Annotated in this window: 26 protein-coding genes; 13 read left to right on the top strand and 13 right to left on the bottom strand. The window is 69.6% G+C overall.

Translation table 11 applies throughout. From position 1 onward, the window contains the following. Both lepA and ATK30_RS03385 read left to right on the top strand, forming a co-directional pair. Positions 1–1,851: a translation elongation factor 4 gene (gene lepA, locus ATK30_RS03380; RefSeq protein ID WP_101434261.1), complete on the top strand. Its 1,851-nt coding sequence runs from the start codon at positions 1–3 to the stop codon at positions 1,849–1,851. A gap of 133 nt (positions 1,852–1,984) precedes the next feature. Continuing rightward, complete coding sequence (locus ATK30_RS03385; RefSeq protein WP_244194491.1) at positions 1,985–2,506, top strand: Uma2 family endonuclease; 522 nt, start codon at positions 1,985–1,987, stop codon at positions 2,504–2,506. A 421-nt stretch (positions 2,507–2,927) separates the two neighbouring features. Here ATK30_RS03385 and ATK30_RS03390 read toward each other — a convergent pair whose 3' ends face one another. Further along, on the bottom strand, positions 2,928–3,374 hold the full coding sequence (locus ATK30_RS03390) for a pyridoxamine 5'-phosphate oxidase family protein (RefSeq protein ID WP_101434446.1): 447 nt from the start codon (positions 3,372–3,374) through the stop codon (positions 2,928–2,930). Between the two features lie 60 nt (positions 3,375–3,434). Between ATK30_RS03390 and ATK30_RS03395 the strand changes: the two genes are divergently transcribed. Beyond that, positions 3,435–4,484 carry an NAD(P)H-dependent flavin oxidoreductase gene (locus tag ATK30_RS03395; protein WP_101434263.1) on the top strand — a complete coding sequence of 350 codons (1,050 nt, stop codon included), beginning with the start codon at positions 3,435–3,437 and terminating at the stop codon, positions 4,482–4,484. Positions 4,485–5,110: 626 nt separating this feature from the next. On the opposite strand, the gene ATK30_RS03400 is transcribed toward ATK30_RS03395, so the two are convergent. The 3 genes from ATK30_RS03400 to ATK30_RS03410 form a co-directional block, all read right to left on the bottom strand. Next, positions 5,111–6,601 (bottom strand): amino acid permease, encoded by a 1,491-nt coding sequence (locus ATK30_RS03400; protein WP_101434264.1) that lies wholly within the window; start codon positions 6,599–6,601, stop codon positions 5,111–5,113. Between the two features lie 120 nt (positions 6,602–6,721). After that, entirely contained in the window at positions 6,722–7,744 is a 1,023-nt protein-coding gene (locus tag ATK30_RS03405) for an alpha/beta fold hydrolase (RefSeq protein WP_101434265.1), read from the bottom strand. A 162-nt stretch (positions 7,745–7,906) separates the two neighbouring features. Beyond that, the gene (locus tag ATK30_RS03410; RefSeq protein WP_101434266.1) at positions 7,907–8,872 is read right to left on the bottom strand and encodes a zinc-binding dehydrogenase; all 966 of its coding nucleotides are present in this window, start codon (positions 8,870–8,872) and stop codon (positions 7,907–7,909) included. A gap of 60 nt (positions 8,873–8,932) precedes the next feature. Between ATK30_RS03410 and ATK30_RS03415 the strand changes: the two genes are divergently transcribed. The 3 genes from ATK30_RS03415 to ATK30_RS03425 are packed head-to-tail and all read left to right on the top strand — an operon-like array spanning position 8,933 to position 9,947. After that, positions 8,933–9,133, top strand: a complete 201-nt coding sequence (locus tag ATK30_RS03415; RefSeq protein WP_101434267.1) for a hypothetical protein — start codon at positions 8,933–8,935, stop codon at positions 9,131–9,133. Between the two features lie 11 nt (positions 9,134–9,144). Continuing rightward, a complete protein-coding gene (locus ATK30_RS03420; RefSeq protein WP_101434268.1) occupies positions 9,145–9,597 on the top strand; it encodes a guanyl-specific ribonuclease in 453 nt (150 codons plus the stop codon). Continuing rightward, positions 9,594–9,947, top strand: a complete 354-nt coding sequence (locus ATK30_RS03425; protein ID WP_101434269.1) for a barstar family protein — start codon at positions 9,594–9,596, stop codon at positions 9,945–9,947. Before ATK30_RS03420 ends, ATK30_RS03425 begins: the two co-directional genes overlap by 4 nt. Positions 9,948–9,987: 40 nt before the next feature. On the opposite strand, the gene ATK30_RS03430 is transcribed toward ATK30_RS03425, so the two are convergent. Next, positions 9,988–10,761, bottom strand: a complete 774-nt coding sequence (locus tag ATK30_RS03430) for an enoyl-CoA hydratase-related protein (RefSeq protein WP_101434270.1) — start codon at positions 10,759–10,761, stop codon at positions 9,988–9,990. Between the two features lie 96 nt (positions 10,762–10,857). Here ATK30_RS03430 and ATK30_RS03435 point away from each other — a divergent pair, with 96 nt between their 5' ends. Together ATK30_RS03435 and ATK30_RS03440 are read left to right on the top strand one after the other, a co-directional pair. Further along, positions 10,858–11,433, top strand: coding sequence for an ArsR/SmtB family transcription factor (locus ATK30_RS03435; protein ID WP_101434271.1), 576 nt, complete (start codon positions 10,858–10,860; stop codon positions 11,431–11,433). A 91-nt stretch (positions 11,434–11,524) separates the two neighbouring features. Further along, positions 11,525–12,847: an alpha/beta hydrolase family protein gene (locus ATK30_RS03440; RefSeq protein ID WP_101434272.1), complete on the top strand. Its 1,323-nt coding sequence runs from the start codon at positions 11,525–11,527 to the stop codon at positions 12,845–12,847. Between the two features lie 43 nt (positions 12,848–12,890). Here the strand turns inward: ATK30_RS03440 and ATK30_RS03445 are convergent, their stop codons facing one another. The 7 genes from ATK30_RS03445 to ATK30_RS47225 all read right to left on the bottom strand — a co-directional run bounded on the left by ATK30_RS03445 (position 12,891) and on the right by ATK30_RS47225 (position 19,599). Continuing rightward, on the bottom strand, positions 12,891–13,520 hold the full coding sequence (locus tag ATK30_RS03445) for a cyclase (RefSeq protein WP_101434273.1): 630 nt from the start codon (positions 13,518–13,520) through the stop codon (positions 12,891–12,893). Between the two features lie 214 nt (positions 13,521–13,734). After that, positions 13,735–14,478, bottom strand: a complete 744-nt coding sequence (locus ATK30_RS03450; RefSeq protein WP_101434274.1) for a sirohydrochlorin chelatase — start codon at positions 14,476–14,478, stop codon at positions 13,735–13,737. After that, positions 14,475–15,737, bottom strand: a complete 1,263-nt coding sequence (locus ATK30_RS03455) for a sulfate adenylyltransferase subunit 1 (RefSeq protein WP_101434275.1) — start codon at positions 15,735–15,737, stop codon at positions 14,475–14,477. The genes ATK30_RS03450 and ATK30_RS03455 overlap by 4 nt, the downstream gene beginning before the upstream one ends. Further along, positions 15,737–16,657 carry a sulfate adenylyltransferase subunit CysD gene (gene cysD, locus ATK30_RS03460; protein ID WP_101434276.1) on the bottom strand — a complete coding sequence of 307 codons (921 nt, stop codon included), beginning with the start codon at positions 16,655–16,657 and terminating at the stop codon, positions 15,737–15,739. The genes ATK30_RS03455 and cysD overlap by 1 nt, the downstream gene beginning before the upstream one ends. A 10-nt stretch (positions 16,658–16,667) precedes the next feature. Then, positions 16,668–17,363, bottom strand: a complete 696-nt coding sequence (locus tag ATK30_RS03465) for a phosphoadenylyl-sulfate reductase (protein WP_101434277.1) — start codon at positions 17,361–17,363, stop codon at positions 16,668–16,670. After that, positions 17,360–19,060: a nitrite/sulfite reductase gene (locus tag ATK30_RS03470; protein WP_101434278.1), complete on the bottom strand. Its 1,701-nt coding sequence runs from the start codon at positions 19,058–19,060 to the stop codon at positions 17,360–17,362. Before ATK30_RS03470 ends, ATK30_RS03465 begins: the two co-directional genes overlap by 4 nt. Positions 19,061–19,176: 116 nt before the next feature. Further along, positions 19,177–19,599: a putative leader peptide gene (locus tag ATK30_RS47225; protein ID WP_369333436.1), complete on the bottom strand. Its 423-nt coding sequence runs from the start codon at positions 19,597–19,599 to the stop codon at positions 19,177–19,179. Between ATK30_RS47225 and hemW the strand changes: the two genes are divergently transcribed. Both hemW and ATK30_RS03480 read left to right on the top strand, forming a co-directional pair. After that, positions 19,523–20,740, top strand: coding sequence for a radical SAM family heme chaperone HemW (gene hemW / locus ATK30_RS03475; RefSeq protein WP_101434279.1), 1,218 nt, complete (start codon positions 19,523–19,525; stop codon positions 20,738–20,740). The two genes, ATK30_RS47225 and hemW, sit on opposite strands and share 77 nt — an antisense overlap. A gap of 70 nt (positions 20,741–20,810) precedes the next feature. Continuing rightward, positions 20,811–21,731 (top strand): NADP-dependent oxidoreductase, encoded by a 921-nt coding sequence (locus ATK30_RS03480; RefSeq protein WP_101434280.1) that lies wholly within the window; start codon positions 20,811–20,813, stop codon positions 21,729–21,731. Here the strand turns inward: ATK30_RS03480 and ATK30_RS03485 are convergent. Next, the gene (locus ATK30_RS03485) at positions 21,721–22,428 is read right to left on the bottom strand and encodes a TetR/AcrR family transcriptional regulator (protein WP_101434281.1); all 708 of its coding nucleotides are present in this window, start codon (positions 22,426–22,428) and stop codon (positions 21,721–21,723) included. The genes ATK30_RS03480 and ATK30_RS03485 overlap by 11 nt on opposite strands. Before the next feature lie 95 nt (positions 22,429–22,523). Between ATK30_RS03485 and ATK30_RS03490 the strand changes: the two genes are divergently transcribed. Genes ATK30_RS03490 through ATK30_RS03500 form a run of 3 tightly spaced genes read left to right on the top strand, consistent with a single transcriptional unit; the run spans position 22,524 to position 24,166 of the window. Further along, complete coding sequence (locus ATK30_RS03490) at positions 22,524–22,931, top strand: SgcJ/EcaC family oxidoreductase (RefSeq protein WP_101434282.1); 408 nt, start codon at positions 22,524–22,526, stop codon at positions 22,929–22,931. Beyond that, complete coding sequence (locus tag ATK30_RS03495) at positions 22,928–23,290, top strand: hypothetical protein (RefSeq protein WP_101434283.1); 363 nt, start codon at positions 22,928–22,930, stop codon at positions 23,288–23,290. The genes ATK30_RS03490 and ATK30_RS03495 overlap by 4 nt, the downstream gene beginning before the upstream one ends. A 57-nt stretch (positions 23,291–23,347) precedes the next feature. Next, positions 23,348–24,166 carry a siderophore-interacting protein gene (locus ATK30_RS03500; RefSeq protein WP_101434284.1) on the top strand — a complete coding sequence of 273 codons (819 nt, stop codon included), beginning with the start codon at positions 23,348–23,350 and terminating at the stop codon, positions 24,164–24,166. The last annotated feature ends 5 nt before the right edge of the window (positions 24,167–24,171 follow it).

The raw sequence follows: 24,171 nt of genomic DNA on the forward strand, positions 1-24,171 counted from the left end.
GTGACAGCGCCCAAGACGTTCGCCGACACCACCTTCACGCCGCCGGAGTTGATCCGCAACTTCTGCATCATCGCCCACATCGACCACGGCAAGTCGACGCTGGCGGACCGGATGCTGCAGCTCACCGGCGTCGTCGAGGAGCGAGCCATGCGCGCGCAGTACCTCGACCGCATGGACATCGAGCGGGAACGCGGCATCACGATCAAGGCCCAGAACGTCCGGCTGCCGTGGCAGGTGGACGGCAAGGACCACGTCCTGCACCTGATCGACACTCCCGGCCACGTGGACTTCACCTACGAGGTTTCGCGGGCGCTCGAGGCGTGCGAGGGCGCGATCCTGCTGGTCGACGCCGCGCAGGGGATCGAGGCGCAGACGCTCGCGAACCTGTATCTGGCGCTCGACAACGACCTGCACATCATCCCGGTGCTGAACAAGATCGACCTGCCCTCGGCCGATCCGGACAAGTACGCGGCCGAGATCGCGCACATCATCGGCTGCGAGCCCACCGACGTGCTGCGCGTGTCGGCGAAGACCGGCATGGGCGTGACCGAACTGCTCGACGAGTGCGTGCGCCAGGTCCCGCCGCCGGTGGGCGACGCGGACGCGCCCGCCCGCGCGATGATCTTCGACTCGGTCTACGACACCTACCGCGGCGTCGTCACCTACATCCGCGTGGTGGACGGCAAGATCACGCCGCGCGAGAAGATCAAGATGATGTCCACCGGCGCGACGCACGAACTGCTCGAGGTCGGCATCATCTCGCCGGAGCCGAAGGCCAGCAAGGGTCTCGGCGTCGGCGAGGTCGGCTACCTGATCACCGGCGTGAAGGACGTGCGCCAGTCGAAGGTCGGCGACACCGTGACGTCCGAGCGGCACGGCGCGGCGGAACCGCTGGCCGGCTACCGCGAACCGAAGCCGATGGTGTTCTCCGGGCTGTACCCGGTCGACGGCTCGGACTACCCGGAGCTGCGCGAGGCGCTGGAGAAGCTGCAGCTCAACGACGCCGCGCTGACCTACGAGCCCGAGACGTCGGTCGCGCTGGGCTTCGGCTTCCGCTGCGGTTTCCTCGGCCTGCTGCACCTGGAGATCACCCGGGACCGGCTGGAGCGCGAATTCGGCCTGGACCTGATTTCCACCGCGCCGAACGTGGTGTACCGCGTGGTGCTGGAGGACCGCAGCGAGGTCATCGTCACCAATCCGTCGGACTGGCCGAGCGGGCTCAAGATCTCCGAGGTGCACGAGCCGGTGTCGAAGGTGAGCATCCTCGCGCCGTCGGAGTTCGTGGGCACGATCATGGAGCTGTGCCAGGCGAAGCGCGGCACCCTGCTGGGCATGGACTACCTGTCCGAGGACCGGGTCGAGCTGCGCTACACGATCCCGCTCGCGGAGATCATCTTCGACTTCTTCGACACGCTGAAGTCGCGCACGCGCGGTTACGCGTCGCTCGACTACGAGGAGTCCGGCGAGCAGGTGGCGGACCTGGTGAAGGTCGACATCCTGCTGCAGGGCGAGACGGTGGACGCCTTCTCCGCGATCGTGCACAAAGATGCGGCGTACACGTACGGAAACCGCATGGCGACGCGTCTGCGCGAGCTGATTCCGCGCCAGCAGTTCGAGGTGCCTATCCAGGCGGCGATCGGCTCGCGGATCATCGCCCGCGAAACGATCCGCGCCATCCGCAAGGACGTGCTGGCCAAGTGCTACGGCGGTGACATCTCGCGGAAGCGGAAACTGCTGGAGAAGCAGAAGGAAGGCAAGAAGCGGATGAAGACCGTCGGCCGGGTGGAGGTGCCGCAGGAAGCGTTCGTCGCGGCACTGTCCACTGAGGACAACGGGAAGAACAAGAAGTAGTCCACCTTCGGGTGAACGGCGGCTCCGGGATTCCGGGGCCGCCGTTTTTTGTCGGTGGTGGCTGGTGTCCTTGGGTGCGACGGAAAGGAACGCGCTCATGACACTCACTGGCTGGCCCTCAGGTTCAGAATCGATGACAGTGCGGGATCTCGCCGCGATCCCGGACGACGGACGGCGGCACGAACTCATCGACGGCGTGCTGTATGTCAGCCCTGCGCCGGGGTTGCGGCACCAGCACGCGGTGTTCCGGCTTTACGGATTACTGGAGTCGGGTTGTCCGCCGGGAATGGACGTGGTCGGCGGCCCCTTCGCGGTGCGGTCCGGGGATCGGGTCGAGCTGCGGCCCGATCTGGTGGTGGGCCGGGCCGAGGATTTCACCGATGCCGACCTTCCAGTACCGCCGCTGCTGGCGGTCGAAGTGGTGTCGCCGAGCACGGGGATCCACGACCGCGTTACCAAGAAAGCGGTTTACGAACGGATGGGCGTGCCGGACTACTGGGTGATCGATCCGGTCGCGCTTTCGCTGACGGCATTCGAGACGGGGGAGGACGGTCGTTATCGGCGGGTCGCGGAAGTGGCTGGAGAGGAAACGTTCGAGACGTCGCGGCCGTTTCCGGTTCGAGTGCGGCTGGAGGCGCTTATGAATGGACGGTGATGGGTTTCGGACCTGGCGGGAGAGGGGAGGTGGTGGCTTGACGAGACGGGGGTTTGGTGACGGACCAGTCGTTGCGGTGATCTCCGCGGACGGTGTTGTGCGGGTGTTTTCCAGCGTGGGCTGAGGGCAAGCGGTGGTCTCGCCGGTCGTCGGTCACAAATGTCGGATGCGGCGTGACTCGCGTGTGGCTTGACATTGTGAGGCGTGGGGCGTGCCAGCGGCGATTGGCTGCTTCCAGCGCCCAGCGCCCAGCGCCCCCCCAGTACCCCGCGCGCCAGCAGCCCGGCCTTCCGACGTGTGCTCGGGGCCGCTGGAGCGAATCAGCGGTCACCGTTGGTTTGCCCGACCTCTGGTTTGTCCGAGCTCCAGAGAAGCTGTCGCACAGCGCACGGCGGTGCGCCCAGCTCAGGCTCGTGGCAAATCAGCCGTTCCCGATGATCTTGCCCACCTCCACGAACACCGCGGCGCGGCGTTCGGCGGCCATCACGCGGTCGTACTCCTCCCAGTCGTCGTGGGTGCCGGTGGCGGCTCGGAACACTTCGCGCAGCAGGGGCGGGAGGCCGTCGGCCGGGAAGGAGGGGTCGGGGTCGGCCGGGCCGATCAGGCGGACCGGGCCGGTCACGGAGAGCCAGCGCCAGCCGCGGCGGAACGTCACGGTCGCGTGGCCATTGCGGCGCAGCAGCGTGAGCTTGTGCGCGCCGCCGACGGCGACGAAGCCCACGCTCGGCTTGCCGGTCACCGGGTCGTCGAGGATGCCCGCGTTCACCACGGACGCGTGCACGGTGCCGTCGGCGCGGGTCGTGGCCACGGTGGCCAGGCCGTTCTCCTTGACCGTCAGCGCGCGGAGCTGTTCCAGGGTTGCCGTCATGCTCTTCTGCAACGCGGCGGTGACCCGGCGCATTTCCGGTCCGGCACTAGGCTCGGGGACATGTTCGATGATCTCGAGTTCCCGGTGATCGTGGCGCCGATGGCGGGCGGGCCGACGACTCCGCAGCTGGTCGGCGCCGTCACGGAGGCGGGCGGGTTCGGTTTCCTCGCCGCCGGTTACCTCAGCCCGGAGACGCTGGACGCCCAGATCGCGCACACCGCCGACCTCACCGGCGGCCGGTTCGGCGTCAACCTGTTCGTCCCCGGCGGCCGGTCGGTGGCCGACCTCAGTGCGCACCGGGAACGGTTGCTGGCCGAGGCCGTGCGGTACGGCGTCGAGCTCGGTGACCCGGTCTGGGACGACGACGAGTACCCGGCGAAACTCGACCTCGTCGTGCGGCACCGGGTTCCGGTCGTGTCGTTCACCTTCGGCGCGCCGACGTCCGCGGAGGTGCAGCGCGTCCACGAGGCTGGCGGCAAGGTCGCGGTGACGGTCACGAATCCGGAGGAAGCCGACCTCGCTGCCGCGCGCGGAGCCGACGCGCTGGTCGTGCAGGGCTTCGAAGCGGGCGGACACCGCGGTCTGTTCACCGACGACCCGGGCAACCCGGCCGGTGGCGAGGAGTACGGCCTGCTCGCGCTCCTGCGTCTGCTCGGCGCGCGCACGAGCCTGCCGTTGATCGCGGCCGGGGGACTGGTCAACGGCGCCGACGTCGCGGCGGTGCTGGCTGCCGGTGCGTCGGCGGCGCAGATGGGCACGGCTTTCCTGCTCGCGACCGAAGCCGGCACCGGCGACACCCAGCGGCGAGCGCTCGCCGAAGCTGGCCGGACGACGGCGTTCACGCGCGCCTTCAGCGGACGTCCGGCGCGGGGCATGGTGAACCGCGTCCTGAGCGACCTCTCCGCGGACGCTCCCTCCGCGTACCCGCAGCTGCACCACCTGAGCAAGCCGGTCCGCGCGGCGGCCGCCAAAGCCGGTGACCCGGAGGCGATGTCACTGTGGGCCGGGCAGACGTACCCGCTCGCCGGCGACGGCTCGGCGGCCTCGATCATGGCCCGCCTGCGCACGGAAGCGAAAGCGGCAGCGGAACGGCTCGACCGGTTGCGCTGAGACACCCGCCGCGGCGCGGACAGGAACCGCGACGGCTTGGGGCCGGGTGCACTGATACACCTGCCACGGCACGGACAGGCACCACGACGGCTTATCCGGCTGCCGTGTTCTGGTCGCGGGACCGAGCTGCTGGCAGGGCTGAGGCTTCCGGCGTGGTCGGGGAGGCGTTCATGCGCTGACTCGGTGGTGGAGCGGCTCGAACAACCATGCGCGACCCGCTCGCGGTCAGTGGTGGCGAGTGTCATGGCGACGCGCGATGACCGCCGGAGAGGACGGGAACCTCCACCCTGCAGGAAACCGGCGGATTGCTTGTCCCCGGCATCAGGCTGATGCGTGGCTACCACGAGGATTCCGAAGCAACCGCACGCGCCTTCACCGGCAGCTGGTTCCACACCGAGGGCGAGGTGCGCGGCCGGTGGCAAGCAGGTGCACTCGACTAAGGCATCGGGCCAGCGAAGGCCGAGCCGATGAGCGAGGGCCAAGCCGGTCGGTCGCCGTGAGCAGAAGCAGCGACGCCGGAATTCCCGAGCGGACGTGTTCCAACCCGAGCCAGCGGAATCAGCAGCCAGCGCACAAGAAAACGCGGGGGACGCCCTCAAAGCGTCCCCCGCGTCGAACGAGAAGAATCAGTCCGAAGTGGACTTCAGCCCGCCAGGTTCCCCGTCGCCGGAACCAGCGTCCTCGCCTCGTTCCATCAGCGAGTGGCGTTTGCCGTAGGCGAAGTAGATCGCCATGCCGATCACGAACCAGATCGCGAAGCGCAGCCACGTTTCCGGTTTCAGGAACGTGATCAGCCAGATCGAGAAGATCACCCCGATGACCGGGACCACCGGCATGCCCGGCGTCTTGAACGTGCGCGGCAGGTCGGGGCGCTTGTAGCGCAGCACGATCACCGCGAGGCACACGACGACGAAGGCCAGCAGGATGCCGATGTTCGTCAGTTCCGCGGCCTCTCCGATCGGCAGCACGCCCGCGATCAGCGCGGACGCAGCGCCCAGGATCCACGTGATGCGCGAGGGGACCTTGCGCACCGGATGGGTCTTCGAGAACCACTTCGGCAGCAGGCCGTCGCGGCTCATCGAGTAGCCCACGCGCGTCGCGCCCATCAAGAACGTGAACAGCACCGTCAGGATGCCGATGATCGCGCCCACCGCGATGATCGCGCCCAGCCAGCCGAGGCCGACCTTCGCGAACGCGCTCGAGAACGCCGCTTCCGGGTTGATGTCGGTGTACTTCACCATGCCCGTCAGCACCAGGCAGGCCAGCACGTACAGCACCATCGAGATCGCCAGCGAGTAGATGATCGCCTTCGGCATGTGCTTCTGGGAGTCCTGCGACTCCTCGGCCGCGGTGGACATGGCGTCGTAGCCGAAGACCGCGAAGAACACTGTTGCCGCGCCGGTGAAAGCGCCGCTCAGGCCGAACGGGAAGAAGTTGCTGTAGTTGCCGCTCTGGATGTGGAAGGCGCCGACCACGATCACCAGCAGCACCAGGCCGACCTTCAAGTACACCAGCAGCGTTTCGAACCGTGCCGCGTTCTTCATGCCCTGGTTGAGGATGAACGCGATCAGCAGGCAGAGCAGTGCCGCGAACAGGTTGATCTTGTAAGACCCCGGTGCGACGCCCGCTGGTTCAGTCCCTGGCGCGCCGGACATCCAATGCGGCAGCGACACGTGCAGGAAACCCAGCAAATCGTTGAAGTACCCGGAAATCCCGATCGCCACCACGGAGACGATCGCCGTGTACTCCAGCAGCAGGTCCCAGCCGATGAACCAGCCGACGATCTCGCCGAGCACCGCGTACCCGTAGGTGTAGGCGGAGCCCGCGCGCGGGATGAGCCCGGCGAACTCGGCGTAGGAGAACGCCGCCGCGGCGCTCGCGATGCCCGCGATCAGGAACGAGATCAGCACCGCCGGGCCCGCGGTCTTGTTCGCGACCGCCCCGGCGAGCGAGAAGATGCCCGCGCCGATGATGCCGCCGACGCCGATCGCGGTCAGCTGCCGCAAGCCGAGCGTGCGCTGCAGGCCGCTTTCCCCGACCTGCTCGATGGTTTCGATCGGCTTCCGCCGGAAGATCCCGGTCCCGGAGCCCAGGTTCGGGCCGCGCGGAGCTGACATCGATGTCTCCTCAGACTGGTGGTTCGCCGGACCCGGGTTCCGGGCCCTGGCAGGGCACCGTACCCGGAGGCGCCGCGCCTGTCACCGACTCCGTAGTGTGACGATGTCGGCAGCCCTGCGTCACCCGGTCGCGGAGTCGTCCTCGGTTTCGCTGACCGTGGGCGCCGGGCGTGCGGCCGAGCGGACCGCGCCCGCGGCGAAGAACGTGAGCAGCTCCGCGACCTCGGCCGGATCGTCCAATTGCGGGCAGTGGCCCCAGTCCTCGCGCACGAGGAGCCTGCTGTGCGGCACCAGCGTGTGCAGCTTCCGCCCGGACGCGGCCGTCACCAGCTTGTCCTTGCCGCACGCGACCGCGAGCAGCGGGATCCGGATCAGGTCGAGCCGGTAGGCGTCGGCGAGTTCGGCGACGAGCTGCCGGGCCTGTTCGAGCCGGGACGTGGTGGCCCGGTAGTCGGGGAAGAGCGTGGTGAAACGGCGGACCTGACCCGCGTCCGCCTGTCGCGAGTCGGCGTAGAGGATCCGCGGCACGAGCTGTCCGGCCACCGCGCGGACCAGGAACCCCGGCACGGGCAACGGAAGCGAGGAGTACAGCCGCAGCGGCAGCGGATTGCGCCCGACCGTGCGCACCAGCCACGAGTCGACGAAACCGGGCGCGGCGATGGACACCACGCCGGCGGTCGGCAGCCGGTGGTTCTGCGCCGCGCGCAGGCTCATCGTGCCGCCGAGCGAGTTGCCCGCGAGCACGACGGGGCCGAGCACGGCTTGCTCGCGCACCACCGCGGCGGTGAACGCGTCGAGCTGCGGCAGCATCGGGCCGGGGCGCAGCGGCTGCGCCTCGCCGAAGCCAGGGAGATCGACAGCGACCGCGGCGATGCCCGCAGCGGCTAGTTCTCCGAGTACCGGACGCCACGTGTCGGCACTGTCGCAATACCCGTGGAGCAACACGAGCCGGGGAGCGCGGGGTTTCTCGGTGCCCTTGCGGCGCGTGCGCTTGGGTGCGGACGCCTCGGCGACGGGCGGGCCGACCTCGAGCACGCGCGTGCGCATGCCGGCGAACCGCCGGAACGATTCGCGGATCGGCTCCGGTTCGCTGGGGTGCCGGCCGCCCCGGCCGGCCGGGACTGGCCGCTGCGTCGCGGTCATGTTCTCCAGGTTAACCGCCCAAGGTCGACTTCTGGTGGAACTTCGGGGGTCACTATCTGATTGCGAAGCTGGGGTGTTGACGATTCACTGGAGAACAGGTAAAAGCGCTGGCCCAGGCCCGCTTGACGCGGAAAAGCCCAGGCCAGCGCGGTGCGACTGGGATCAGCGGGTGAAGACGATCTTGCCCGCGGTCTCCCCGGCGGCCATCGCGGCGAATCCCGCGGGGGCCTCCGCAAGGGGGAGCTCGGTGCCGATCTGCGGCTTGATGCCCTTCAGATCGAGGTAGGCGAGCAAGTCGGCCAGTTCGTCGCGGGTGCCCATGGTCGAGCCGAGGACCCGCAGCTGCAGGAAGAACACCCGCTGCAGGTCGGCCGACGGGTCGGGGCCGCTGGTCGAACCGGACACCACGACCACGCCGCCCGGCTTCAGCGACTTGAGCGTGTGGCCCCAGGTGGCCTTGCCGACGGTCTCGAACACGCCGTCCACCCGCTCGGGCAGCCGCGCGCCGGACTCGAACGTCTGGTGCGCGCCGACGCTCTCGGCCAGCGCGCGCTTCTCCTCGGTGCGCCCGGTGACCCACACGCGGAGCCCGGCCGCGCGGCCGAGCGCGATCAGCGCGGTCGACACCCCGCCGGACGCGCCCTGCACCAGCATCGTCTGGCCCGGCCGCAGGCCCGACTTCACGAACAGCATCCGGTACGCGGTGAGCCACGCGGTGCCCATCGTCGCGGCCTCGGCGAAGGTCAGGCCCGCTGGCTTCGGCACCGCGTTGCGGGCCGGGACCACGACCTGGTCGGCGAACGTGCCCTGGTGCTTCTCGGTGAGCAGGGTGCGCTTCGGGTCGAGCGTGTCGTCGCCCTGCCAGCCCGGCGCGTTGATCACCGAATGCAGCACGACCTCGGTGCCGTCGTCGAGCGTTCCCGCTCCGTCGCAGCCGAGGATCATCGGGAACTGGTCGGGTTTGATGCCGACGCCGCGCAAGGTCCACAGGTCGTGCATGTTCAGGCTGGCGGCTTTGACGTGGACCCGGACCCAGCCTTCGGGGACCTCGGGTTCCGGCCGCTCGCCGACGACCAGCGAATCGAGCGGGGACTCGGCGTTGGGTTCCTGCGCGTATACGGCGAACATGGCAGCAACCTACCTCCCCTGCCCGCCCCGACGCAGGCGAGCGCGCGTAGGCTCACACTCGTGTTGGACGGCCTGGCGAACTGGTGGGACGGGGTCGAGCTGTGGCTCGCCCAAGCCTGGTTCCCGGTGCAGTTCGTGCTGGTGATGGCCGTGCTCGTGCCGCTGTGCCTGCTCGCCGCGTGGGCCATCGACAAGCTGGTCGAACGCTTCGGCCGCTGGTTCGGCACGGCCCGTGACGACGACGGTCCCGGCCGCTCCTAAGCTGGCACACCATGGTCAACCGTAGGCGGATCACCGCTGCGCTCGTCGGTCTGCTCGTGCTGGTGCTCGGCGGGTGGCTCGTCAAGGAAACCGCCGGCTCCTCCGGTTCGCCGGCGCCCTCGTCCTCGTCGGGTGCTCCCGCCGCCGCTTCCGGGAAGGTGCCCGGGGCGGACTCCAAGCTGCCGGTCAAGCCGTTGTCCTCACTGCCGCCGCAGGCGAAGGACACGTGGAACTTGATCCAAAAGGGCGGGCCGTACCCGTATCCGCGCAATGACGACGTCGTCTTCCAGAACCGGGAGAAGAAGCTTCCCCCGGAGAAGAACGGCTATTACCACGAGTACACCGTGAAGACGCCGGGAAGCCCGGACCGAGGGGCCCGGCGGCTGATCACGGGAGCGGGGAAAGAGTTGTATTACACAGGGGATCATTACGCGTCGTTCGTCGTTGTGGACCCCGCCCGGTGAGCGGGGGCGAGACGGCGCGAACCGCGGCGGACGCGGCCTTCGCGCGAGGGGCTTATCCCCATCAGGTCGACGGCGCGCGGACCATGGACAAACTGTCCACACTGGACGCGATCGGCGAGGCGCTGTCTTTTCCGTCGTATTTCGGGCGGAATCTGGACGCGCTGTACGACATGCTCACGGATTTGTCGTGGTTGCCGACCGGGGAGCACGTGCTGATCTGGACCGGGTCGGACGCGTTGAAGGCGGCCGAGCCGAAGACTTATCTCGCGGTGCGGAGCGTGTTGTCGGACGCGCAGCGGGCGATGGGCTCGGGGGCGCGGCGGCTGACCTTGGTGCTGGTGGACGACTGATGGCCGGTGAGGGGAACCCAGGTTCCCCTCACCGAGCGCTTCAGTCCTGCGGAACCCAGTTCGGCTTGCGTTTCTGGGCGAAGGCCTGGATGCCTTCCTGTCCTTCCTCGCTCGCGAAGAAGCCCGCGGAGAGGGCGTTCATGTCGGCGAAGCCCTCGGCCGGGGTGGCCGGACGCGGACGGGCCAGCAGTTCCTTCGTGGCGGCCAAGGCCTTCGGTCCGCCCAGGGTCAGCGACTTGAGGTAGCCCTCGACCTTCTTGTCCAGCTCTTCGGCGGGGACGCAGGCGTTCAGAAGGCCGATCTCCACCGCACGCTTCGCGTCGAAGACGTCGCCGGTGAGGAAGAGTTCGTGCGCGGCCCGGGGGGTGAGCCTCGGGAGGACGGTCAGGCTGATGACCGCCGGGATGACGCCGATGCGGACCTCCGAGAACGCGAAGGTCGCTTCCGGGACCGCGACCGCGATGTCGCACGCGGCGACCATGCCGATGCCGCCCGCGCGAGCCGGGCCGGCCAGGCGCGCGACGACCGGTTTCGGGCTCGTCCACAGCTGGTCCAGGATCTTCGGGAACTCGTTCACGCCCTGGTCGGACGAACCGGCGCCGCGGGCTTCCTTCAGATCCATGCCCGCGCAGAAGACCGGTCCGGTGTGGGTCAGCTGCACCACGCGCACCGCGTCGTCCTCGCGGGCCTTGTCCAGCGACTCGCTCAGTTCCCGCCGCAGCTGCGCCGAGAGCGCGTTGCGGTTGTGCGGGGAGTCCAGGGTGATCGTGGCGATGCCGGCCGCCACCTCGTAGTGCACCAGTTCGTCAGCCATGCCTGACACTTTCGCACACCGCCGGTCCGGGAGCGGGTGTGAAGTTCATGCATGAAAACCCGTGCACGGAGACTCGTGCATGGCTAGGTTGGAGGCATGTCAGAACCTCGCTCCGCTGATCTGAAGGCCCTCAAAGCGCTCGCGAATCCATTGCGGCAGCGGATTCTGGAGCTGCTCGCCGCGTCCGGACCGGCGACGTCGACGACGCTGGCCGAGCGGCTCGGCGTGACGAGCGGCGGGACCAGCTACAACCTGCGGGTGCTGGCGGAGAACGGGTTCGTCGAGGAGCTTCCCGAACGCGCGCGCGGCCGGGAGCGCTGGTGGCGCGCGATGCCGAACGACGTGCGGTTGCCGCCCGCGCACGAGCGGGACGATCCGGCCAAGGCGGCGATCGGCGAGCTGCACCGGCTGTGGCTCGCGGGCGACACCGACCTATACGAACGGTTCGAGCGCGAGCGGCCGAGGCTCGGGGAATGGGCGGACGCGATTCCGTACTCGCGCGGCGCGATCACCGTGACGCTGGACGAGCTGGGGGACTTCTTCGAGGCGTATCTCGCCTTGCTGCGGCGGTATCAGCGTCCGGACGGCGAAACGCCGGAGGGGGCGCGCCGGGTCGAGACGCGGATGCTCGCGTTCCCGTCGCCGGCCGGTGAGGAGGCCGCCCAGGACTGACCTCGAGGAAGGCCCTGGGTGCCGAGCGGCCACTCGGCACCCAGGAACAAGGGAAAACGCGCACGATCTCCCGAAGCAAGGAGAACACTTCATGCTGCCCTGGGGCAAATCGCGGCTCGCTGCCGCGATTCTCGTGCTGGGCTCGGTCTTGGCGACCGCCCAGCCGGTGCAAGCACAATTGCCGGCTGACGTCAGCTTCACCGGAGCTGGCGGGATTACGTTGCACGGCACGATATTCCGGCCCGGCGGACCGGCGAAGTCCGCGATCGTCCTGCAGGGCGGGTCGGACTGGCGGACGCGGGACAACTTGCGGGTGCAGGCCGAGATGTTCACACGGCTCGGCGTCACGACACTCGTGTACGACCGGCGTACCAGCGGTTATTCCAAGACCCAGCGCGATTACGGCGTGCTGGCGGACGATCTGATTTCGGCGGTGCACGCGTTGCGCGCGCAGTCGGGAGCCAAGGACATCGGCGTCTGGGGCGTCAGCGAGGGCGCGTGGGTCGCGCCGCTGGCGGCGACGCGGACGGCCGACATCTCGTATGTGATCACGGTCGGCGGATCCGGGATGGGCGGGGCCCGGCAGACCTCGTGGTACTGGGGGAATGTCCTTCGCCACCAAGGGATTTCCGGTTCGCTGCTGACGACCTTGCCGGTGCGAGGGACGCGGTTCGCGATCGGGGCCGGGTGGTTTCCGGAGGCGGATTACGACCCGGTGCCGGTGTTGCGGCGGCTGAACCAGCCGATCCTGGCGTTGTGGGGCGACCTCGACATCAACCACGCGCCGGTCGAGAGTTCCCGGATTTTCGCGGACGCGCTGACGGCGAACCCGAACCACACGATCCGCTTTGTCGCTGGCGGCGGGCCGGATCTGTACGCGACCAGCGACGCCGGGTTCGACCGGCTGCCCCAAGTCGTGCCCGGTTATCCGGCGGCCGTCGGGGAGTGGCTGGCGGATCGACAGGGCGTGCACGTCGATGCCGCACCGGTTGCGCAGCGTCCGACGGAAGCACTCCGGCCGTTGGCGTGGTGGGAATCTGTGGCGGCGCAAGGGATCGCGCTCGCTTTGTTGCTGGGCGGGTTCGTTGTCGGCGGGGTGGTTTCGCTGGTGCGTCGCCGGGGGACCAGGTCGTCCCGGTGGCTCGCGGGGTGGGGAACGGCGACGGTCGCCGGGTTCGCGGGAATGCTCGGCTGGGCGCAGATGTCCGGGATGAAGAACCTCGGACCGGTGCTCGCCGGGCGGCCGTTGGCGTGGCTGACACTGCAGGCGTTGGCGGTCGCGACGGTGGCGGCGTTGGCGATAACCGTGGCTGGCCTGCGGAAACCGGAGCGTCGGCGCGGGACGATCGCACCGCTGGCGGCGGGGCTGGTGTTCGTGCCGTGGGCGGTCTACTGGGGACTGCTGCTGCCGTGAACGGGCGCGGCCACCCGGGCGCAGCGGGTGGCCGCGGTCCGGGTCAGCCGATGGTCGTGGTCGTGAAAACCGGGCTCGGGTTGGGGAAGCACGACGTCGGCGCGGTCACGTCCCCGATGATGCTGCTCGCCACGGCCTTGAAGGTCAGGCCGGGGTCGCTGTAGCTGGTGCCGGACAGTTTCGTTTCGATCGTGCCGGAGTCGCCTGCCTTGAGGTGCGCGGTGATGGTCGGCAGTTCGAAGGTCGACCCGCCGGCGATCGGGCCGGGGAAGCTCAACGTCGCGACGCCGTTGGCGACGCTGATCGTCGGCGGGGTGTCGCCGAGACCGGAGCCGCCGGCGAGGTCGGCGCTGACGTAAGTCGAGTTGGCCGGGATGGGGAACTTCAGCGCGAAGGTGTTGATGTTCTTGACCTTGTTGCCGCCCACGTCGCTCGGGACGGTGTTGGGCGCCGGGTCGATGACGACGTCGAACGCTGCGCCGGGCGCGACTGTCGCGGGAGCGGTGGCGTCGGCGTTCTGGGTCAGCGACACCTGCTGCGGGCCGACCACCGGCGCGTCGGCCTGACAGTCGAAGTTGATCGCGGTCGCGGCGGACGCCGGGGCCGCCAGCGCGAGCGGAAGGGCCGCGACCGCCGTCAGCGCGGCCAGCCGGTAAAAGTGAGGTGCTTTCATCTGTGTGCTCCTACCTGCGGGTTTCACGAGGGGAGAGAGAAAGCTGCGCAGCGATTAGAGAGTTACCGGCAAGTTAAGCAGTCCGTCAAGGAGTGACCGTTCACAGGAGCGCACCGTGACGAAAAATGTGAATAGTGCTCACCTTGTGGCGGTAGGGCCGGCCTGATCGGCCGTTCGGGCCTACCGACGGTGGTCCCGTTGCCCGGGGCGAAAGTCAGGCAGCCTGCGGTGTCCGCAGCAAACCGGCGACCGCGGCGGCGTAGCGGCCGATCACGACGTCCGCGACGCGCGGGTCGTCCGCGAGCGGCTCGGCGATGAACGCGCCCGGGTCGGCGTCGCGCGCCAGCAAGGCGATCCGGTCCGGCAGCAAGCCGGGAGCCAGGAACCACGACGCGACAATGAGATGCCGCACGCCGCGGGCGCGCAGCCGTTCCGCGGCGGCCGGGATGTCCGGCTGCGCGGCGCTGGCGAACGCCTCGCTCACCGGCAGCCCGAGCTGCTTTTCCCAGCGCGCGGCCAGTCCGGCCACGACCGCGTTGGCTTCGGGATTGGAGGAACCGACCGCGCTCAGCAGCACGCCGGTCCCGCTGCGGCGGCGGGCTCCGGCGAGCCGGTCGAGGGCGACGGCTTGGAGCGCCGGGTCGGCGCCGAGCACGTCCGACACCTGGATCCGGAATCCCGGGCACTCCGAGGTCACCTCGTCGACCAGCGCGGGCAGGTCGATCCGGGCATGAAAGGCGCTGCCCAGCAACAACGGCACGACGACCGCGGAGCGGCGGCCCTGCGCGTAAAGCCCGCGCAGCACGTCGGTAACGCGCGGTTCGGACAGATCGAGGAACGACTCGTGCACGTCCAGCCCCGGTGCCTGCGCACGGACGACATCGACCAGCGCCCGCACCGTCGCGGCGGAGCGGGGATCGCGACTGCCGTGCGCGACGGCGACCAGGGGAGGCGTCACGAGAAGCGCTCGCCGACGAGTCCGGCGGCGAGGGTGTCGCCGTCCTTCGGGTCGATCACCAGGAACGCGCCGGTGCGCGGGCTCACGCCGTAGTCGTCCACCGGCAGCGGCTCGGCCAGCTGCAGGCTGACGCTGCCGATGTCGTTGAGCTCCAGGCTTTTCGGAGAGTCCACACTGGACAGGGTCTGCTCGTCGAACCGGGCGTGCAACTCGGTCGCGAGCCCCTGCACGGTCCGGGCACCGTGCTTGATCAGCACCCGCGCGCCGGTCTTGAGCGGCTTCGACGAGAGCCAGCACAGCGTGCCGGTGATCTCGTCCGTGACCTCCGGCGACGCGTCGGCGGCCGCGATGAGGTCTCCGCGGCTGATGTCGATGTCGTCGGCGAGCAGCAGGGTCACCGAGGTTCCGGCACCCGCTTCTTCGAGCGGTCCGTCCGCGGTGTCGATCCGCTCGACTCGGCTGCGGATCCCCTGCGGCTGCACGACAATCTCGTCGCCTCGGCGCACCGTGCCCGCGGCGATCTGCCCGGCGTAACCGCGGTAGTCCGGGTACTCCGGGGTGCGCGGGCGAATGACGTACTGCACCGGGAATCGCAGCGCGGAATCGTGCGGGTCCGGTGCCACGGGCACGTTTTCCAGGTGCTCCAGCAGCGACGGGCCGTCGTACCACGGGGTCTTTTCGGACCGGGTGGCCACGTTGTCGCCGACCAGCGCGGAAACCGGGATGGCGACGACGGACGCCGAGTCGTAGCCGAGCGATTCCGCGTGCGCGGTGAACTCCTTGGCGATGACGCCGAAGGTGTTCTCGTCGTAGTCGACGAGGTCGATCTTGTTCACCGCCAGCACCAGCTGCGGCACGCCGAGCAGCGCGAGCACGGCCGCGTGCCGCCGGGTCTGCTCGACCACGCCGTTGCGCGCGTCGACCAGCAGCACCGCGAGCTGCGCGGTGGACGCGCCGGTGACCGTGTTGCGCGTGTACTGCACGTGCCCCGGGGTGTCGGCGAGCACGAACGACCGCTTCGGCGTGGCGAAGTACCGGTACGCGACGTCGATCGTGATGCCCTGTTCGCGCTCCGAACGCAGGCCGTCGACGAGCAGCGACAGGTCCGGAGTGGACAGTCCTTTGTCGACAGACGCGCGGGTGACCGCGTCGAGCTGGTCGGCGAGGACGGACTTGGTGTCGTACAGCAGCCGCCCGACCAGCGTGGACTTCCCGTCGTCCACGCTGCCCGCGGTGGCCAGCCTCAGCAGGCTCGACATCAGAAGTAGCCCTCCCGTTTGCGGTCTTCCATGGCCGCTTCGGACATCCGGTCGTCGGCGCGAGTGGCGCCGCGTTCAGTGAGCCGCGAAGCCTGGACCTCGGCGATGACTTCCTCCACAGTGGACGCCGTGGACTCGATCGCACCGGTGCACGAACCGTCGCCGACGGTCCGGTAGCGCACGCTCAGCTCACGCACTTCCTCGCCGGACCGCGGCCCGCCCCACGGGCCTTCGCTGAGCCACATGCCGTCGCGCTGGTAGACCGCGCGCTTGTGGGCGTAGTAAATCGAAGGCAGCTCGACCTTTTCGCGGGCGATGTAGTTCCACACGTCGGCTTCGGTCCAGTTGGACAGCGGGAACACGCGGACCTGCTCACCCGGACGGTGCCGTCCGTTGTAGAGGTTCCACAGCTCCGGCCGCTGCCGGCGCGGCTCCCACTGGCCGAAAGCGTTGCGCAGGCTGAAGATCCGCTCCTTCGCGCGCGCCCGCTCCTCATCGCGGCGGCCGCCGCCGAAGACCGCGTCGAACTTGTTCTCCGCGATCGTCTCCAGCAGGGGCGTGGTCTGCAGCGGGTTGCGCAGGCCGTCGGCGCGTTCCTCGAGCCGTCCGTCGTCGATCCAGTCCTGGACCTTCGCGACGACCAGCCGCAGGCCGTGCTTTTCGACCACGCGGTCGCGGAACTCGAGGACCTCGTCGAAGTTGTGCCCGGTGTCCACGTGCAGCAGCGGGAACGGCACCGGCGCGGGCCAGAAGGCCTTGATCGCCAGGTGCAGCATCAGCGTCGAGTCCTTGCCGCCGGAGAACAGGATCACCGGCCGGTCGAACTCGCCCGCGACCTCGCGGAAGATGTGGATGGCCTCGGACTCAAGGGCGGCCAGGTTGTCGACAGCCGCGTCGGCCGCCGGTTCCAAAGTCGTCATGCGTCCTTCCTCAGCCATGCAGACCGCACTCAGTTTTGCTCTGCCCGGCCCACCGGCCGCTGCGCGGGTCCTGGCCCGGCTCGACCTTCGCCGTGCAGGGCGCGCAGCCGATCGAGAGGTAGCCGATCGACACCAGCGGGTTCTGCAGGATCCCGTTCTCGTGCAGGTAGCCGTTGAACTCGTCGTCGGTCCACGCCGCGATCGGGTTGATCTTCACCAGGCCGTTGCGCTCGTCCCAGGTGACGATCGGCGTGTTCGCGCGGGTCGGCGCGTCCACCCGGCGCACGCCGGTGACCCACGCCGAGTACTTGGCGAGCGTCTGCCGCAGCGGCACGACCTTGCGCAGGAAACAGCACTGGCCGGGGTCGCGTTCGTGCAGCTTCGGCCCGTACTCCGCGTCCTGTTCGGCGACGCTCTGCTCGGCCTGTGCGTTGACGATCCGGACCTCCGGGTACACCGTCTGCACCGCGTCGCGCACCCCGAGGGTTTCGGCGAAGTGGTAGCCGGTTTCCAGGAACAGCACGTCCACCGCGGGCTTGACCTTCGTGGCGAGGTCGATCAGGACGGCGTCCTGCATGTTCGACGCCACGATGAAGTCGTCGCCGAAGGTTTCGGCCGTCCAGCGCAGCGCCTCCTCGGCGGTCGCGTCGGCCAGCTCCTTCTCGGCGCGTTCGGCCAGAGCCCGGTAATCCGTCGTGGCGGTCACTGCAGCACCCCTTCGTCCGCCCGCAACGCCCACTGCGGGAACCGTTCGCCCGGTTCGCGGCCCGCGACGTACGCGCGCACCACGCGTTCCACGTAGTCGACCAGTTCGCCGGCGGTGACCTTGTGCCCGCGCAGCTTCCGGCCGAACCCGGCGTCGAGGCCGAGCCCGCCGCCGAGGTGCACCTGGAAGCCCTCGACCTGGTTGCCGTCGGCGTCGGTGACGATCTGGCCCTTGAGCCCGATGTCTGCGGTCTGCACGCGGGCGCAGGAGTTGGGGCAGCCGTTGAGGTGCACCGACACCGGCGTTTCCAGCTGGGAGTTGATGTCCGCGAGCGACTTCTCCAGGTCCGCGACCAGCTGCTGCGCGCGCACCTTCGTCTCGACGATCGCGAGCTTGCAGAACTCCAGCCCGGTGCACGCCATCACGCTGCGCCGCCACGGCGACGGCTTGGTCTGCAGGCCCAGCTCGGCCAGTTCCGTCTGCAGCGAGGCGACCTTGTCCTCGGGCACGTCGAGCACGATCAGCTTCTGGTGCGGGGTCAGCCGCACCCGGTGCGATCCGGCCCGCTCGGCCGCGTCGGCGACCGCGACCAGCGTGCTGCCCGAGACGCGTCCGGCGATCGGCGCGGCGCCGAGGTAGAACTTGCCGTCCTTCTGCCGGTGCACGCCCACGTGGTCGACCGGGACCTCGGGGTTCTCCGGCGGCGGGCCGTCGATCAGCTTCCGCTTGAGGTACTCGGTTTCGAGGACTTCGCGGAACTTCTCCACGCCCCAGTCCTTGACCAGGAACTTCAGCCGAGCCCGCGAACGGAGCCGCCGGTAGCCGTAGTCGCGGAAGATCGAGACGACGCCGGCCCACACCTCGGGCACCTGCTCGAGCGGCACCCACGCGCCGAGCCGCTGCGCGAGCATCGGGTTCGTGGACAGCCCGCCGCCGACCCACAGGTCGAGGCCGGGGCCGTGCTCGGGGTGGTTCACGCCGACGAACGCGATGTCGTTGATCTCGTGCACGATGTCCGGCAGCCCGGAGATCGCGGTCTTGAACTTGCGCGGCAGGTTCGCGAACTGCGGGTCGCCGATGTAGCGCTCGAGGATCTCGTCGATCGCCGGGGTGGCGTCGAGCACCTCGTTCTCGGCGATGCCGGCGACGGGGGAGCCGAGCACGACGCGCGGGCAGTCGCCGCACGCCTCGGTCGTGGTCAGGCCCGCGTTCTCCAGCCGGGACCAGATGGAGGGCACGTCCTCGATCTGGATCCAGTGGTACTGGACGTTCTGCCGGTCGGAGATGTCGGCGGTGTCCCGCGCGTGGTCCCGCGAGATCTCGCCGACCAGCCGCAGCTGCTCGGTGGTGAGCGCGCCGCCGTCGATCCGGACGCGCATCATGAAGTAGCGGTCGTCCAGCTCTTCCGGCTCCAGCAGCGCGGTGCGGCCGCCGTCGATGCCGGGCTTGCGCTGGGTGTAGAGGCCGAACCAGCGGAACCGGCCGCGCAGGTCGCCCGGGTCGATCGAGTCGAAGCCGCGGTGCGCGTAGATGTTCTCGATCCGCGCGCGGACGTTGAGCGGGTGGTCGTCCTTCTTCGAGCGCTCGTTCGGGTTCAGCGGCTCCCGGTAGCCGAGCGCCCACTGACCCTCGCCGCGCTTCTGGCGAGTCCGAGGCGTGCGGCCCTTCGCGGGCGTCTCACGCGGGGGTGCGGACATGGAGATCCTCCGGGCGGGGTGGTCGAGGCGGCTCCGGCTGCCCGCCGCGGCGTCGGTGATGGGCGGGAGCGGGGCCGGTGGTCCAGGTGGTGGGCTGGGCAGGCTTTGCGCGGGAGTCAGCGAACAGGCCGGCAGAGCGCGCTCGCGACCCGGACAAGGTCGACGTGGCGGCGCGCCACGAGAAGGACACCGGCAGGACTCACCGGCTCAGATTGCCACGCGGGCCGAACGTCGTCCAAGCGCGTCCGGATGGTGGGAGAAGGCTCACGCCAGGGGTGCGAAACCGCCCCGGATGTGCATTGGGCGGGCGATCTGCCAGGTCTTTCCCGGCTTTCGGACGCATCGTGAGACGGATTCGGGCGCTTGTCAACCGGGTGCGCGGCGGGCGGTGCATCGTTCGGCGGCCGAACTTTCCTCCCGGCGGCGCAGGGGCGCGCGAGGGTCCGCGCGCGGCGGGGGAGAATGGACGTCGTGCCTGTTCCCGACACCCACCGCCCTTCCTCCGGACTGCCCGAGACCGCGCTCGCGGGCCTCGGCACCCGTCCGTTCGGCGTCTACGTCCACGTGCCGTTCTGCGCGACCCGCTGCGGTTACTGCGACTTCAACACCTACACCGCGGGCGAACTCGGCACCGCCGCGTCGCCGCGGTCGTGGCTGGACGCGCTGCGGCGCGAGCTGGAGCTGGGCGCGGAGATCCTCGGCAGCGCACCTCAGGCGGAGACGGTGTTCGTCGGCGGCGGGACGCCGTCCATGCTGGGCGCGGACGGCCTGGCCGAGGTGCTCGACGGCGTCCGGTCGGTGTTCGGGCTCGCACCGGGCGCGGAGGTGACGACCGAATCGAACCCGGAGTCCACTTCGCCCGAGTTCTTCGCGGGCATCCGTGCCGCGGGTTACACCCGGGTGTCGCTCGGCATGCAGTCCGCGGCCCAGCACGTGCTGAAGGTGCTCGACCGCGTGCACACGCCCGGCCGTCCGGTCGACGCCGCTCGCGAAGCCCGGGCCGCCGGGTTCGAGCACGTCAACCTCGACCTTATTTACGGCACGCCGGGGGAGCGCGTCGAAGATCTGCGCGCCTCGCTCGACGCGGTGTTGTCGGCCGGAGTCGACCACGTGTCGGCGTACGCCCTCATCGTGGAGGACGGCACCGCGCTGGCCCGTCGGGTGCGGCGCGGCGAACTGCCCGCGCCCGACGACGACACGCTGGCCAGCTACTACGAGCTGATCGACTCCGTCCTCGCCGGTGCGGGCCTGACCTGGTACGAGGTGTCGAACTGGGCGACTGACGAGGCGGCGCGGTGCCGCCACAACCTCGGCTACTGGCAGGGCGGCGACTGGTGGGGCGCCGGGCCGGGCGCGCACAGCCACGTCGGCGGCGTGCGGTGGTGGAACGTCAAGCATCCGGCCAAGTACTCCAGCCTCCTCGCGCAGGGGCAGAGCCCGGAAGCGGACCGCGAGGTGCTCACCGACGAGGACCGGCACCTGGAGCGGATCATGCTGGAGCTTCGAATCTCCGACGGCCTGGCGTTGTCCGCGCTCGACGAGGCCGGAGTGAAGGAAGCCCACGCGGCCGCCGCGGAGGGCTTGCTCGAACTGTCCGATGTGGACAACCGGGTCCGCGCGGTGCTGACCGACCGCGGCCGCCTGCTCGCGGACGCCGTGGTCCGGAGGCTCGCCGGCTGAATTTCCGCCCGCCGGGCATAAACGCGGCCGATCGTTTGTTGGGCTAATCATACGAGCGAGGGAGACGCGTATGCCGCAAGCGGTCAGATACGGCGAACACGGCGGGATCGAAGTGCTGCAGCTGGCCGAAGTGCCCCGGCCGGCGCCGGAATCCGGGCAGGTGCTCGTGCGGGTCCGCGCCGCGGGGATCAATCCGGGGGAAACGAAGATCCGGGTGGGCGCGCTGGCCGAGCGCTGGCCGTCCACCTTCCCGTCCGGGCAGGGCAGCGACCTGGCCGGAGTGGTGGCGGAGCTGGGCGCGGACGTCGAAGAAATCCAGGTGGGGGACGAGGTCGTCGGCTTCGTGCACACCCGTTCCAGCCACGCCGAGTACGTGCTCGTCCCGGCGGAGCATCTCGTCCCGAAGCCGAGCGGGCTGTCGTGGGAGGTCGCGGGCGGCTTGTTCGTGGCCGGAACGACCGCGTACGCCGCGGTCGGGGCGGTGTGCCCGCGCGAGGGCGAAACGATCGTCGTGTCCGGGGCTGCCGGCGGGGTCGGTTCGCTGGCCGTGCAGCTGGCGAAGCTCACCGGCGCGACCGTGATCGGCATTGCCGGCGAAGCGAACCACGAGTGGTTGCGCGAACACGACGTCGTCCCGATCGCGTACGGCGAAGGGCTCGAAGAGCGGCTCCGCGAGCTGACCGGCGACCAGGTGCACGCGTTCATCGACACCTACGGCGACGGGTACGTCGAACTCGCCCTGCGGCTCGGCGTCTACCCCGGCCGGATCGACACGGTGGTCGACTTCGCTGCCGCCGAGACCTATCGCGTGAAGACCGAGGGCAACATCGCCGGAGCGAGCGCCGAGGTGCTGCGGGACCTCGTCGCGTTGGCGGACAAGGGATTGCTCGACGTCCCGATCGCCGCGACGTACCCGCTGGCCGAGGTGCAAGCCGCTTACCGCGAGCTGGAACAGGGCCACACGCGCGGAAAGATCGTGCTTACCGTTTGACCATCACCGCCAGCCCCGCCACGAACGCCTCCAGGGCGAATTCGAGGCGGGGCTGGCTGGTTTCCGCGGTGAAGTATTCCCCTGCCTGCAACAGGTTCGGGAACGTGGTTGTGGGCAGCGACCGCATGTACTCCGCCATCTGCCGCCCGCGTTCGCTCATTTCCTCCGGGTCGTAATCGCCGAAGGTCCAGCCGCTGGCCTCGTACGCGAAGGCCTTGGCGTATGTGCTCAGCGCGTCTCCGGCGAACACCGCCTGCTTGAGATCCAAACCGCCCGCGCGCAGCAGCTGAAGCATGACCTCGCCCTGCCGCAGCGAATTCGGCGTCACCGGAATCGGCGTCCGCCACGCGACTTTCGCGATGCCCGGATACGCCATCATCGCCCGGATCTGGTGCCGCACTTGCTCTTTGACCTGGTCGGTCCACCGCTCCGGATCCGGTTCCGGGCACGGCACCTCGCTCAGCGCCGCGTCGAGCATCAGCTCGTCGAGTTCCTCTTTGTTGGCCACGTACGCGTAAAGCGACGCGGGCCCGGTCTCCAGCTGCTGCGCGACGCGGCGCATCGAGACGGCGTCGATGCCCTCGGCGGCGAGGATTTCGAGCGCGGTTTTCACGATCAGTTCCTGCGACAGCATCTGCTTCGCGGCGCGTCGGCGCGGGCTCGGCGTCCGGCGCCACGGCGGGGGCGGTGCGGTCATGCCCGAAGCCTAGACGACCCCCGCGCTTGACGCGAACGGTGTTCGTGAGTACAACTGACCTCGTACACGAACGACGTTCGTTAAGGAGAAACAGCATGTCGCAGCGCGAAGAAGTCCTGTCCGTCCTCACTCGTCTCGCCGACGCGTGGAACAATGGTGACGCCGACGCCTACGGGAACCTGTTCACCGAAGACGCCGATTACGTGACGTTCTTCGGGCTCCGGTCCGTCGGCCGCCAGGCGATCGTGGACTCGCACCGCGAGCTGTTCCAGGGGCCGCTGAAAGGCTCGAAACTCGCCGGCTTCGGCGACCCCCGGGTGCGGTTTCTGCGGGACGACGTCGCGGTCATCGTGACCGGCGGCGGCTCGTCGCTGACCGGAGGCGACGACCCGGCCGCCGAGGGCCGTGAAAGTTCGTTGACCTACGTCCTGGTGCGAGGCGACGACGGCTGGCGGATCACCGCTTTCCAGAACACCCGGGTCTCGAAGCCGTGGGAAGCATGAGAACGCTCGTCGAGGTCTCCGGCGTCGTCCCGGCCGCTCCGGAGGACGTGTTCGCACGGCTCGAAAAGCAGCTGACCGCGTCGGACGGCCTGATGAAGCTGGAAGTGGACCGCGAGCGCCGGTTCCTCGCCGCCCAAGGCGGCTGGTGGTATCGCGGGGAGTACGAGGTCGCCGGCGATCCGGCCGGGTCCCGCGTCACGCACCGGATCCGGAACGCCGCGGCCGGGCAGTGGTGGGCGGTGCTGCTGGCGAACCGGTTCTTCGTCGGATTCCGGGACCGGGTCAGTGCGGGTTTCCAGGCGACGCTCGCCGGACTCGAGAATGGGAGCGGGGACCGCGGCACTGGGCGGAACGGGTGAAGGCGCGTACCGTGGGACCCGCGACTTAGGTAGACCTTACTGAAACAGGGGTGTTCGATGGCCGAAGGTCCGGCGCGCAAGGGGAGGACCGCGGTGCGGCTGGAGGTGCTGCGCAAGGAGCACCTCACCCCGCACATGATCCGGATCGCGGCCGGCGGCGAGGGACTGCGAGATTTCCGCCCGAACGAGTTCACCGACGCGTACGTGAAGGTGATCTTCAAGGTGCCCGGGGTGGAGTATCCGGAGCCGTTCGACCTGAACCGGATCCGCGAAGAACTGCCGCGGGAGCACGCTCCGCGGATGCGCACGTACACCGTCCGTTCGTACGACGAGGCCGCGGGCGAACTGGTCCTCGACTTCGTGGTGCACGGCGACGAGGGACTCGCCGGGCCGTGGGCGCAGCGCGCGCAGCCCGGTGACGAGCTGCTGCTGGTCGGTCCGGGCGGGGCGTACGCGCCGCGCGCCGACGCCGGCTGGCACCTGCTGGTGGGCGACGAATCGGCGTTGCCCGCCATCGCCGCCGCGCTGGAGGCGCTGCCGGCGGGCGCGCTGGCGCACGTGTTCCTCCTCGTGGCGGACAAATCGGAGCACCAACCGCTCGCGACCAAGGCCGACGCGCAGGTCACGTGGCTGCACCGCTCGGCGTCCGACGATCTGGTCGCCGCGGTGAAGGCATTGCCGTGGCCCGGCGAGGACGTGCACGCGTTCGTCCACGGCGAGGCTGGTTTCGTGCGGGAGCTGCGGCGGTACCTGTTCGACGAGCGCGGCGTCGCGCGGGAGTCGGTGTCGCTGTCCGGATACTGGCGCGAGGGCAAGAACGACGAGGCCTGGCGCGAGGAAAAGGCGGCGGAGCGGAAAGCGGCCAGTTCGGCGTAAGGTCG

The organism is Amycolatopsis echigonensis, from assembly GCF_002846615.1.
Taxonomy (GTDB): domain Bacteria; phylum Actinomycetota; class Actinomycetes; order Mycobacteriales; family Pseudonocardiaceae; genus Amycolatopsis; species Amycolatopsis echigonensis.